The organism is Micromonospora sp. DSM 45708 (assembly GCF_039566955.1).
In the GTDB taxonomy this organism is placed as follows: Bacteria; Actinomycetota; Actinomycetes; order Mycobacteriales; family Micromonosporaceae; genus Micromonospora.
The window spans coordinates 1,190,589-1,202,541 of sequence record NZ_CP154796.1; the positions used below are offsets into that span (position 1 = coordinate 1,190,589).

At 73.9% G+C, this 11,953-nt stretch carries 10 protein-coding genes; 7 read left to right on the forward strand and 3 right to left on the reverse strand.

The features are described from left to right. Nucleotides 1–65: 65 nt before the first annotated feature. Nucleotides 66–1,826 (reverse strand): NAD+ synthase, encoded by a 1,761-nt coding sequence (locus VKK44_RS05805; protein ID WP_343445803.1) that lies wholly within the window; start codon nucleotides 1,824–1,826, stop codon nucleotides 66–68. Nucleotides 1,827–2,023: 197 nt separating this feature from the next. Between VKK44_RS05805 and glnA the strand changes: the two genes are divergently transcribed. The 5 genes from glnA (at nucleotide 2,024) to VKK44_RS05830 (ending at nucleotide 8,438) form a co-directional block, all read left to right on the forward strand. Then, nucleotides 2,024–3,373, forward strand: coding sequence for a type I glutamate--ammonia ligase (gene glnA / locus VKK44_RS05810; RefSeq protein ID WP_107161577.1), 1,350 nt, complete (start codon nucleotides 2,024–2,026; stop codon nucleotides 3,371–3,373). A gap of 82 nt (nucleotides 3,374–3,455) precedes the next feature. After that, on the forward strand, nucleotides 3,456–3,881 hold the full coding sequence (locus VKK44_RS05815; RefSeq protein WP_107161579.1) for a DUF350 domain-containing protein: 426 nt from the start codon (nucleotides 3,456–3,458) through the stop codon (nucleotides 3,879–3,881). Between the two features lie 34 nt (nucleotides 3,882–3,915). After that, a complete protein-coding gene (locus VKK44_RS05820; RefSeq protein ID WP_343445804.1) occupies nucleotides 3,916–4,608 on the forward strand; it encodes a helix-turn-helix transcriptional regulator in 693 nt (230 codons plus the stop codon). 69 nt (nucleotides 4,609–4,677) lie between these two features. Continuing rightward, the gene (locus VKK44_RS05825) at nucleotides 4,678–8,028 is read left to right on the forward strand and encodes an NACHT domain-containing protein (RefSeq protein ID WP_343445805.1); all 3,351 of its coding nucleotides are present in this window, start codon (nucleotides 4,678–4,680) and stop codon (nucleotides 8,026–8,028) included. 38 nt (nucleotides 8,029–8,066) lie between these two features. Beyond that, entirely contained in the window at nucleotides 8,067–8,438 is a 372-nt protein-coding gene (locus VKK44_RS05830; RefSeq protein ID WP_343445806.1) for a VOC family protein, read from the forward strand. Between the two features lie 183 nt (nucleotides 8,439–8,621). On the opposite strand, the gene VKK44_RS05835 is transcribed toward VKK44_RS05830, so the two are convergent. Next, on the reverse strand, nucleotides 8,622–9,083 hold the full coding sequence (locus VKK44_RS05835; protein ID WP_343445807.1) for a hypothetical protein: 462 nt from the start codon (nucleotides 9,081–9,083) through the stop codon (nucleotides 8,622–8,624). Nucleotides 9,084–9,267: 184 nt separating this feature from the next. Between VKK44_RS05835 and VKK44_RS05840 the strand changes: the two genes are divergently transcribed. After that, nucleotides 9,268–10,209, forward strand: a complete 942-nt coding sequence (locus VKK44_RS05840; RefSeq protein WP_343445808.1) for a Vgb family protein — start codon at nucleotides 9,268–9,270, stop codon at nucleotides 10,207–10,209. Here VKK44_RS05840 and VKK44_RS05845 read toward each other — a convergent pair. Beyond that, nucleotides 10,190–11,119 carry a S66 peptidase family protein gene (locus VKK44_RS05845; RefSeq protein ID WP_343445810.1) on the reverse strand — a complete coding sequence of 310 codons (930 nt, stop codon included), beginning with the start codon at nucleotides 11,117–11,119 and terminating at the stop codon, nucleotides 10,190–10,192. The genes VKK44_RS05840 and VKK44_RS05845 overlap by 20 nt on opposite strands. Nucleotides 11,120–11,185: 66 nt before the next feature. Here VKK44_RS05845 and VKK44_RS05850 point away from each other — a divergent pair, with 66 nt between their 5' ends. Beyond that, nucleotides 11,186–11,953 (forward strand): type 1 glutamine amidotransferase, encoded by a 768-nt coding sequence (locus tag VKK44_RS05850; RefSeq protein ID WP_343445811.1) that lies wholly within the window; start codon nucleotides 11,186–11,188, stop codon nucleotides 11,951–11,953.

The window sequence follows — 11,953 nt, forward strand, 5'->3', positions numbered from 1 at the left end:
GTCGCACCGGACGGCCGGCCACGGGCAGGTCGGAGTGGAGGAATTCACTCCCGGCCGGAGGCCGTTCAGCCGTCCTCGCGCCAGCGGTTGGTGATCGGCAGCCGCCGGTCCCGACCGAACGCCTTCATGGAGATCTTGGTGCCGGGCGCGGACTGCCGCCGCTTGTACTCGGCGGTATCCACCATCCGCAGCACCTTGTCCACCACCGCCGGATCGTGGCCGGACTCGACCAGACCGTCCCGGCCCAGGTCGCCGTCGACGTACCCGATCAGGATCGGGTCGAGCACGTCGTAGTCGGGCAGCGTGTCGCTGTCGAGCTGGCCGGGGCTCAACTCGGCCGACGGCGGCTTGCCGATCGAGTTCTCCGGGATCGGCGGCGTCTCGCCGCGCCGCTCCGCGTCCGCGTTGCGCCACTTCGCCAGCCGCCAGACCAGCGTCTTCCACACGTCCTTGATCGGGTTGTAGCCGCCCACCGAGTCGCCGTAGAGCGTCGAGTAGCCCACCGCCAGCTCGCTCTTGTTGCCGGTGGTCAGCACCAGGTGGCCCTCCTGGTTCGACAGCGCCATCAGGATCACGCCGCGGACCCGGGCCTGGAGGTTCTCCACCGCCACGCCGGACAGCGACATGTTGGCCAGGAACGTGTCGACCATCGGCTGGATCGGCTCGACCCGGTAGTCCAGGCCGGTGCGCTTGGCCAGCTCCTCGGCGTCGGCGCGGGAGTGCTCGGAGGAGTGCTGGCTGGGCATCGAGACGCCGACCACCCGCCGCGGGCCGAGCGCGTCCACCGCGAGCGCCGCCGCCACCGCCGAGTCGATGCCGCCGGAGAGCCCGAGCACCACCGAGGGGAACCGGTTCTTGTCGGCGTAGTCGCGCAGGCCCAGCACCAGCGCCTGCCACACCTCGGCCTCGTCGGCGACCGGCTCGATGATCCCGCCGGTCGCCGCCGGCCCGGTCGGCGCGGCCGGGACCGCCGGCACCTCGTGGCGGACCAGCCGCATCCCGTCGGCCAGGTCGGTGGCGCCTCCGGTCGCCTCCGGCGCCGCCGGCAGCGCCACGTCGTGCACCAGCAGGTGCTCGACGAACTGCGGCGCCCGGGCGAGCAGCGTGCCGGCGGCGTCCACGATCAGCGAGTCGCCGTCGTAGACCAGCTCGTCCTGGCCGCCGACCATGTTCACGTACGCGATGGCGGCACCCGCCTCGGCGGCGCGCCGGCGCACCAGCGGCAGCCGCACGTCGTCCTTGTTCAGCTCGTACGGCGAGCCGTTGATGCTGAGCACCAGCCCGACGCCGGCCTGCCGGGCCACCGCGAACGGCCCACCGGCCTGCCACAGGTCCTCGCAGATGGTCAGCGCCACGTCGACGCCGCCGACCCGTACCACGGTCAGCGTGTCGCCGGGCACGAAGTAGCGGTCCTCGTCGAACACCCCGTAGTTGGGCAGGTGGTGCTTGAAGTAGGTGGCCACCACCTCGCCGCGGTGCAGCAGCGCCGCCGCGTTGCGCGCCCCCCGGCCCGGCTCGGCGTCGGCGCTGACCTGCGGCGGCCCGTCCGCGTCCAGGTAGCCGACCAGCACCGGCAGGTCGCCGAGGCCGTCGTCGGCCAGGTCGGCGGCGAGCCGGTGCAGCGCGGCCCGGGACGCGGCGACGAAGGACCGGCGGAAGACCAGGTCCTCGACCGGGTAGCCGGTCAGCATCAGCTCGGGGAAGAGCGCGAGCTGGGCGCCGGAGTCGGCGGCCTTGCGGGTCCACGCGCGGACCCGGTCGGCGTTGCCGGTGAGGTCGCCGACCGTCGGGTTGACCTGGCACAGGGCGAGACGCAAGGTGGGCATGTTCCCCATCTTGCCCCAGTCGTCCGGCCCGAATCCGGCCGGATGCTCCGGAGCCCGGCAACCGTCTCCCGGGCCGGGACACGGTAGGGCGGCACGCCGGGGAAGGGCGTAACGTCGGCGTAACGGGGTCGGTGGAGACTGAGCGGTCAGCCGGCCGACCCGACCGGTGGAGAACGTACGTGTCACGAGGGGTGGATGTGGACCGTCAGCAGGAGTTCGTCCTCCGTACGCTGGAGGAGCGGGACATCCGTTTCGTCCGGCTGTGGTTCACCGACGTGCTCGGCACGCTGAAGAGCGTCTCGGTGGCCCCGGCGGAGCTGGAGGCGGCCTTCGAGGAGGGCATCGGCTTCGACGGCTCCGCCATCGAGGGCTTCGCCCGGGTCTTCGAGTCGGACATGGTCGCCATGCCCGACCCGACCACGTTCCAGGTGTTCCCGTTCGAGGGCGGCGTCAGCGGCGAGAGCGCCCGGATGTTCTGCGACATCCTGCTGCCCGACGGCAGCCCCTCCTGGGCCGACCCGCGGCACGTGCTGCGCCGGATGCTCTCCCGCGCGGCGGACAAGGGCTTCACCTTCTACACCCACCCCGAGATCGAGTTCTTCCTGCTGGAGAACGGTCCGCAGGACGGCTCGGTGCCGATCCCGGTGGACACCGGCGGCTACTTCGAGCACACCACGCACGCGGTGGCGCGCGACTTCCGCCGTCAGGCGGTGCTGGCGCTGGAGCGGATCGGCATCTCGGTGGAGTTCAGCCACCACGAGGTCGCCCCCGGCCAGCAGGAGATCGACCTGCGGTACGCCGACGCGCTCACCACCGCCGACAACATCATGACGTTCCGGCACGTGGTGAAGGAGGTGGCGCTCTCCACCGGCGTGCAGGCCAGCTTCATGCCGAAGCCGTTCACCGACCAGCCGGGCAACGGCATGCACACCCACCTGTCGCTGTTCGAGGGGGAGCGCAACGCGTTCCACGACGCCGGTGACCCGATGAAGCTGTCCAAGGTCGCCAAGTCGTTCATCGCCGGGCTGCTCACCCACGCCCGGGAGTACACCGCGGTCACCAACCAGTGGGTCAACTCGTACAAGCGGCTGTTCCCGCAGGCGCTGCCGGACCGGATCACCGAGAGCCCGGCGTACGTCTGCTGGGGTCACCTGAACCGGTCCGCGCTGGTCCGCGTGCCGGCGTACGGCAAGCCGAACTCGGCCCGGGTCGAGGTCCGCTCGCTGGATTCCGCGACCAACCCCTACCTGGCCTTCGCGGTCATGCTCGGCGCCGGTTTGAAGGGCATCGAGGAGGGCTACGAGCTGCCCCCGGGCGCCGAGGACGACGTCTGGTCGCTGAGCAGCGCCGAACGCCGCGCCATGGGCTACGAGGCGCTGCCGGAGAACCTGTCCGAGGCGATCGACGTGATGGCCGGCTCCGAGCTGGTCGCCGAGGTGCTCGGCGAGCACGTCTTCGACTTCTTCCTGCGCAACAAGCGGGCCGAGTGGGAGCAGTACCGCCGCGAGGTCACCCCCTACGAGCGGCAGCGCTACCTCTCCCTCTAGATCGTGTTTGCGCGGTGCCGCTATCGTCTGCGGCACCGCCTGCGCACCCGCGCCCGGCGGGCGGAGCCGGGGAGGGCGTTCGGTGCTGGAAGACCTGCTCAACGGGGCGTGGCAGAGCATCGTGTTCGGGGTGGTGGGGGTGGCGTTGATGGCCGCCGGGTTCCTGCTGGTCGACCTGCTCACCCCGGGCAAGCTGCGCGAGCTGATCTGGACGCGCCGCAACGGCAACGCCGCGCTGCTGCTCGCCGCCAACCAGCTCGGCATCGCCGGCATCGTCTTCACCGCGGTGCTGACCAGCTACAGCTCGTTCGCCAAGGGGTTGGCCTCCACGGTCATCTTCGGGCTGGTCGGCCTGCTGGTGATGGCGCTGGCCTTCCTGGTGCTGGACCTGCTCACGCCGGGCCGCCTCGGCGACGTCATCGCCGCCGACGAGCCGCACCCGGCGGCCCGGGTCAGCGCCGCCACCCACTTCGGCGCCGCGCTGATCGTCTGCGCCTGCATCGCCTGACCGGTTGTCGGACCCGGGGCATAGCGTCCGGGACGTGAACCGCACCGACCGTCTCTACGCCCTCGTCGAGGAGCTGCGCGCGGTGTCGCCGCGCCCGCGCAGCGCGCGCTGGCTGGCCCACCGGTTCGAGGTCAGCACCCGCACCGTCGAGCGCGACATCACCGCGCTCCAGGGCGCCGGGGTGCCGATCTGGGCCGAGCCGGGCCGCACCGGCGGCTACGTGGTCGACCGCGCCCGCACGCTGCCGCCGGTGAACCTGACCCCGGCCGAGGCGGTGGCGATGGCCGTGGCGCTGCACCGGTTGGGCGGCTCCCCGTTCGCCCCGGCGGCCGGCGCCGCGCTGCGCAAGCTGGTCGCGGTGATGCCGCCGGCCGCGGTGGCCGAGGCGCACCGGCTCGCCGGCCGGGTGCACCTGATCGACCGCGGGCCGGCCGGTCCCGTCCCGGCCGCCGTCGCCGACGCGGTCGCCGCCGGGCGGGTGCTGCGCCTGCGGTACGCCGACCGTGGCGGCACGGATTCGGCGCGCGACGTGGAGCCGCTGGCCTACCTGGGCAACTCGACGTACTGGTACCTGATCGCCTGGTGCCGGCTGCGGGACGGGGTGCGCTGCTTCCGCACCGACCGGATCCGCTCGGTGCACCCGCTGGCCGAGCCGGTGACCCGGGAGCTGCGCGCCGAGGACATCGACATCCCGCAGCACCGGCTGCGCCCGCTGACCCTGGTCTGAAATCCGACAGCGTCTCCGGTTCGGATGGGGGACGCTGGCGGGTCTGCCGTCCCCTGGGGAGGAACGCCGGTGCCCGACACGCTCAGCTACGCCGACGCCGTACGCCTGCTCGGCGGGGAGAAGAGCAAGGCCGTCGACTGGTTCGACAAGCTGACCGGGGGTGCGCTGCTGGCCGCGTCGGTGCCGGTGCCGGCGCTGCTGGGCATCTTCGACGCCAAGGCCGAGTTCGTCCGGCTCGGCCACGAGCTGGTGCGCACGGTGTCCGAGAAGCGCTCCGGGCTGTCCCGGTACGGGCGGACGCAGCGGTTGGAGGCGGCACACGCGGTGATCGCGGTGACCGCGTTCTTCGAGGCGCTCGACGGCCTGGACCTGCCGTTCGGCCCCGGGGATCTGACGATCGACCGGTCCGAGCAACTACTCTTGGCCGGCGCCGCACACGCCGCGGACGACCTCACCGCCGCATTGTTCGAAACCGCCGCGCCGGTGCCCGGCCCGCACCTGCCCCAGCCAGCGCTGCGGGCGGCGCTCGTCGCCTGGTATGCGCAACAGGCTGACGGGTTCGTCAGCTTCCTCGGCGGACTGGCGGCCGGTGACGCGCTCTCGGATGCGAGCTGGCGAGCCACCGAGCGGGCCCTCGCCGGTCTGCCCGCCGTCGCCGTCGACCGGTACGCCGCCCTCCTGCACCGGCTCGCCGTGGACTTTCCCGAGGTGTCCTTCTGGATCGGTCTGCACGAGCACGAGGCCACCCGGGCCGAGGTCCGCCGGCTGACGGTGGGCCTGGCCGACCTGCACCTGGCGCTGTCCGAGCTGTCCACCGGGTCGGCCCCGGACAGGCGACGGGCCGGCCTCGCTGCCGCGTACGCCGCCGAACTGGCCCGACCGATCATCACCTCCGGCGACGTGCCGGCCGGGCTGACCGTGCCGACGCTGGGCGAGGCGTACGTACCGCCGCTGTGCCGGATCGCCGACCTGGACCGGGCCGCGCGGCCCAGCGACGAGAGCTGGTGGGCCGACCGGCCGGACCGCGACGACCTCTGGCAGGCGCTTGTCGTCCACTTCACCTCGCCCGGGTCCGTCCGGGCCCCGTTGCTGGTGCTCGGGCAACCCGGCTCGGGCAAGTCGGTGCTCACCCGGATCATCGCCGCCCGCCTGCCCGCCGCCGACTTCCTGGTGGTTCGGGTGGCGCTCCGTGACGTGCACGCGGCCGGCGACATCCAGGAGCAAATCGAACGGGCGGTACGGCAGGACACCGGCGAACGCGTCGAGTGGCCGGCGCTGTCCTGCTCGGCCGGCGACGCGCTGCCGGTGGTGCTGCTCGACGGCTTCGACGAGCTGTTGCAGGCCACCGGCGTCAGCCAGACCGACTACCTGCGGCGGGTGGCCGCCTTCCAACGGCGGGAGGCCGACCAGGGGCGGCCGGTGGTGGTCGTGGTGACCAGCCGGACCAGCGTGGCCGACCGCGCCCAGACGCCGCCCGGCACGGTGGCGGTGCGGCTGGAGCCGTTCGACGAGGACCGCGTCGACGCCTGGGTGCGGACCTGGAACCGGGTCAACGCCAGGGCGTTCCGGGCACCCGGTGCCCGCCCGCTCGACCCGACGACCGTGCTGTCGCACCGGGAGCTGGCCGGGCAGCCGCTGTTGTTGCTGATGCTGGCCCTCTACGACGCCGAGGGACACGACCTGCGCCAGGTCGGCGAGTTGCGCCGCGGCGAGCTGTACGAGCGGCTGCTGCGCCGCTTCGCCCGGCGGGAGGTGGTCAAGCAGCGCGTCGGCCTGCCCGAGCCGGAGCTGGACCGGGCGGTCGAGGAGGAGTTGTGCCGGCTGGCCGTGGTCGCCTTCGCGATGTTCAACCGGGGCGTGCAGTGGGTGAGCTCCGCCGAGCTGGACGCCGACCTGGCCGCGTTGCCCTTCGGCGGGTCGGCGGCGGGTCGGCGGGACGGGCTGCGCGCCCCGCTGGCAGCGGCCGAGGTGGTGTTGGGCCGGTTCTTCTTCATTCACCGGGCCCGGGTCGGTGACGAGGAGCGGCGCCGCGAGACGTACGAGTTCCTGCACGCCACGTTCGGCGAGTACCTGGTGGCCCGGCTCACCGCGCAGGTGGTCGACGACCTGCTCGCCCGTCATCGGGCGGCCAGCCTCACGCTGACCGGCGACCCGGTCGAGGACGACCTGCTGCACGCCCTGCTCTCGTACGCGGTGCTCAGCAGCCGGGCCACCGTGCTCGCCTTCCTTCAGGAGAGGCTGTCCGGGCGGGACGATCCCGCTCGCGCCGCGTGGGCCGACCTGCTGGTGCGGCTGTTCCGGGCCGCGCCGTTCGCGACCGGTGGTCGCCGCTTCGACGGCTACCGGCCCCGGCGCCTGCGGACGCCCACTCGATGTGCCACCTACACCGCCAACCTGTTGTTGCTGATCCTGGTGGCGGAGCGGGAAACGGTCGGCAGGACGTTGTTCCCGGAGGCGTCGACGCCGGTGGCCGAGTGGCGGGCCCAGGTGGGGTTGTGGCGCTCCCAGCTCTCGCCGGAGGAGTGGCAGGACCTCGGCGACCTGCTGGCCCTGGATCGGCTCGGCGCGGGGCCGGACCGGGACGTCCGGGTACGGCTGGGCACCGGGCTCGCAGTGCCACCGGACGCCGACCCGCTGTGGGTGCTTGGCGCGCCTCAGGGATTCGACGCCGGCCTGCCGGCCGAGCTGCTGACCCGGGTCCGTCGTGCCGCCCACCTCGCCTGTGACGTCGACGGCGCGGTGCTGATCGGCGCGTTGGAGCCGATGTTCGACAAGCTCGCCACGGCGCTGGCCCTGGTGGCGGGGCCGGACTCGGGCGGCTCCGCGTCCGCCGCCCACGCGTTGCTGGAGGCGTGGCTGCTGCCGTTGCGCGCGGCGTCACAGCAGGAGCGGCGGCGGGTGTACCTGCGGTGTGTGTTCATGGCTGAGCGCGGCGCGGACCTGGTCCCCGACTGGGACCGCGGCGCCTTCCTCCGCCTGCTGCTCGACCGGGTGGCCGGAGACCGCGAAGCGTCCGCCGAGGTGGTGGCCGACGTGTTGGAGGCCGTCTGCCGGCTGGACCTCCTGCCTTTCGCCGACATCTCGGCCGTGCTGATGTCCTGCGTGCACCGGGTGCTCGGCGTGGACCGGCGGGTCGACCGGCGGCTCGCCGCGGTCGTCGAGGCGGCAGCGAGGATTCCCCTGCCACCGCACGAGTCCCCGCTGGATGAGGTGGCCGCGGAGATAGCCGTTCGGCTGCACGAGGCCGGCGTGGAAACCATTCCGATCGGGGCGGCGCTGCTCAACGACGTCGACCGGCGATACGGCGAGCGGCGGCCCGACCTGGTGCGCCGCCTGGTTCCGCTGGTGGAGGATCCGCCGAATCTGACGCCGAAACTCCGACAGCACGTTGTCGGGGAGACCACCGACGCTGGTTCCTGACGACGTCGGCCGAGCGGCCGGCGCGGTGAGGAGGCAGCATGTCCAGCACGCCGGTGACCTGGTTCGAGATCGGCTCCGACTGTCCCGACGAGGCGCAGCGGTTCTACGCCGACCTGTTCGGCTGGAGCTTCGAGGAGCAGGGCGGCCCGGGTAACTCCTACCGGCAGACGGCGGCTGGCGGCGAGCGGGGGATCGGCGGCGCGATCCGGGGCACCGACGCCGCCGCCGACAACTACGCGATCTTCTACGCCCAGGTGACGGACGTGGCGGAGACCTGTCGACGGGCGGAGGCGGCCGGCGGCACGGCGCTGGCGCAGCCGGTGACCGCGCCGAGCGGCCTGGTGCACGCGCGGCTGCGCGACCCGTCCGGCAACCTGCTCGGCGTCTTCACCCCACCCGCCGCAGGCTGAGTGCTTCCTGCGCCGGGAAAGGTCGGCGCGGACGGGCCGTACCTGCGCTGACCGGGAGGTGTCGGGCGGGGCCCCGCCGACGCGACATGCGTTGAGCGGGGCCCCGCCCCTACTGCCTGGGTGGCCCCGCCGGGGCCGGCCGGGAGGGAGGTGCGGCCGGCGAGGGGTGGCGGGGCCACCGGGTCACTTGCCCTGGCCGTGCCAGCCGCGGTGGCCCATGCCGGGGCCGCCCGGACCGGGGAACACGCCCGCCTCGGCGGCCTTGAGCACCGCGTCGGCCTGCTCCTGGGTCAGCTTGCCGTCCTTGACGGCCTGGTCCAGCCGCTCCTTCAGGGCGGCCTGGCGGTCCTGCGCCGACGGCGGCGTCGGCCGCTCCGGCCGGTCGGCCTGCCGCTGCTCGCGCAGCTTCTCCAGCGCCGCGGTGACCTTGTCGGCCGGGACGCCCAGCTCCTTGGCGAGCGACTCGGCGAACTCGGCCTGCCGGTCGGCGTGCCGCTGCTGGCGATCGCTGTTCTGGTCGGTGCTCGCGCTGGCGCTCGGGCCCTTGTCGTCGGCGAGCGCCACCGTCGGGGCGGCGATCCCGACGCTGAGCACACCGGCGGCGGCGAGGCCGACCAGCAGGCGCTTCCTCGTCATGCGGATCATGCGGGTCTCCTGTTCGGTGGTGATGCGATGACGTCACCGACAGTGACTGCCGGAGCTGGGGACAACCCATGGCGAACCTGTCAGCGAGCTGGGAATCCAGGGGACGGATGCGGACAAATGCGGTTGCAGTCTCGCCGACGCGGGCGCGACGCTTGGCGAAGATCCCGACGAAAGGGCATCCCTCATGACACAGCCCGTCATTCGCGAGGTCGCGCTCACCGGGCCGGGCACCGGCCCGTACGCGATCACGGTCGGGCCGGACGGCGCGCTCTGGCTGACGCTTGCCGGCTCCGGCGGCGTCGCCCGGCTCGGTCCGGACGGCGAGGTGCGGACCTACCGCACCGACCCGCCGGAGAGCCGGCCGCTGATCATCACCACCGGCCCGGACGGCGCGCTCTGGTACACCCGCTCCGGCGACCACCGGCTCGGCCGGATCACCGTCGACGGCCAGGTCGGTTCGGTGGCGTTGCCGCCCGGCTGCGCCCCGTGCGGCCTGGTGAGCGGCCCGGACGGCGCGCTCTGGTACGCCGGCATGGGCGACGACACGGTCGGTCGGGTCACCGTCGACGGCGAGGTCACGTCGTTCCCGCTACCGGTGGCCGGGGCGCTCCCGTCGATGCTGGCGGTCGGGCCCGACGACGCGCTCTGGCTCACGCTCAACCGGGCGAACGCGATCGCCCGGGTGGCCCGGAACGGTTCGGTGACGCTGCACGCGCTGCCCACCGGGGACGCCGGGCCGGTCGGCATCACCCGCGGCGGCGACGGGGCGCTCTGGTTCGTCGAGATCCTCGCCGGTCAGCTCGGCCGGATCACCCCGGACGGGCGGATCGACGAGTTCCCGCTGCCGGACCGCGCGGCCCGCCCGCACGCGATCGTCGCCGACCCGGCCGGCGGCTGCTGGTTCACCGAGTGGGCCGCGAACCGCATCGGCCACGTCGCCCCCGACGGCCGGTTCACCCACCACGACCTGCCCACCCCGTCCTCCGAACCGCACGGCCTCACGCTCACCCCCGACGGAGCGGTCTGGGCCGCCCTGGAAACCGGCGCGGTCGCCCACCTCACCCCGCCCCCGCCCGGGCCCGGTGCCCGGGACGGGGTGAAGGGGGTCAGCGGACGGCGGGGGTGACCGTGAGGGTGCCGGCGGTGGCGTCCAGGACCGCCGGGACGCCGACCGGGACGGTGAGCTGGCCGGGGCCGTGGCCGACCGGGAGGCCGCCGAGGACCGGGACGCCCAGGTCACCCAGCCGGTCGGAGAGCACGTCGACCACAGTCGTGTCCCAGCCGTCGGCGCACTCGGTGAACTGGCCCACCGCCACACCGGCGAGCCCGGCCAGGGCACCGCAGCGGCGCAGGTGGGTCAACATCCGGTCGATCTTGTACGGCGGCTCCTGCACCTCCTCGACCAGCAGGATCGCACCGGTCAGGTCCGGCATGTCCGGCGTGCCGATCGACGCGGTGAGCAGGCACAGGTTGCCGCCGAGCAGCCGGCCACCGGCCCGGCCGGGCACCCGCACCGGGTACGTCTCCTCCGTCCCGACCGCCGCGACGGTCACCGGTTCGGTGGTCATCAGCGCGGCGTGCAGCGACTCCGCCGAGCGGATCGGGGTGCGCTCGTCCCGCCAGGCGGCGCCGGGACCGTGCACCCCGGCCAGCCGGGCGCCCCGCCAGAGCGCGAACTGCAACGCGGTGATGTCGGAGAAGCCGGCCACCACCTTCGGGTCGCGGCGTACCGCCGCCATGTCGATCAGGTCCACCACCCGCTGCGCGCCGTACCCGCCCCGGGTGCAGAGCACGCCGCGGATCTCCGGGTCGGCGAACGCGGTGTTCAGGTCCGCGGCCCGCAGCGCGTCGTCGCCGGCCAGGTAACCCCGCCGGGCGTACGCGTTCGGCGCCGGCACCGGCCGCAGCCCCCAGCCGGTGAGCAGCTCGATGCCGCGGGCCACCCGCTCGGGCCGGGTCGGGCCGGACGGCGACACCAGCATCACCGCGTCGCCGGGACGCAGGACCGGTGGGCGCAGGCAGTCGTCGGTGGGCACGATCGCGAGCCTAGTGCGGCCGAGCCGGACCGTCCGGTGTCGGGCCTACCGGCTAGCCTCGACGTCGTGGCGACCGCGCTGGTGATCGAGAACGACCCGACCGACGACCTCCGCCGACTGGGGGAGTGGCTCACCGAGGGGGGTCTGGAGCTGCACGTCCTGCGCCCGCACGCGGGCGACGCGCTCCCCGCCGACCTGACGGGGTTCGCCGCCCTGGTGGTGCTCGGCGGCGACCAGCAGGCCTATCCGCTGGCCGACGGCAGCCCGGGCGCGTCCTGGTTCCCGGCGTTGGAGGGGCTGCTGCGCAAGGCGGTCCGCCACCGGCTGCCCACGCTGGCGATCTGCCTGGGCGCGCAACTGCTCGCCACCGCGCACGCCGGTCGGGTCGAGCGCAGCCCGTCCGGGCCGGAGGTCGGCCCGACCGTGGTCGGCCGGCGCGACGCCGCCGAGACCGACCCGCTGTTCCGCTTCGTGCCGCTGATGCCCGACGTGCTCCAGTGGCACGCCGACGAGATCACCGAGCTGCCGCACGGCGCGACGCTGCTCGCCGCGTCCACCCGCTACCCGCACCAGGCGTTCCGCCTCGGCGATCGGGCCTGGGGGTTGCAGTTCCACATCGAGTGCGACACCGCGATGATCGCCGAGTGGTCGCGCGACTCGGCCACGCTCGCCGAGCTGGGCTACGACCCGGAGCTGGTGGTGGCCGCGTGCGACCGGGCGATGGCCGACGTCGAGGACGCCTGGCAGCCGTTCGCGATCCGGTTCGCCGCGCTCGCGCTCGGCGAGCTGGGCGACGACACCCCACGCCGCAGCCTGCCGCTGCTCGGGGCGTGA

What these genes read in the sequence shown, in the direction of transcription:
- VKK44_RS05805 (WP_343445803.1), bottom strand. Translation starts at nt 1,826, where the DNA reads ATGCCCACCTTGCGTCTCGCCCTGTGCCAGGTCAACCCGACGGTCGGC.
- VKK44_RS05830 (WP_343445806.1), top strand. Translation starts at nt 8,067, where the DNA reads ATGTCCAGCACGCCGGTGACCTGGTTCGAGATCGGCTCCGACTGTCCC.
- VKK44_RS05835 (WP_343445807.1), bottom strand. Translation starts at nt 9,083, where the DNA reads ATGATCCGCATGACGAGGAAGCGCCTGCTGGTCGGCCTCGCCGCCGCC.
- VKK44_RS05840 (WP_343445808.1), top strand. Translation starts at nt 9,268, where the DNA reads ATGACACAGCCCGTCATTCGCGAGGTCGCGCTCACCGGGCCGGGCACC.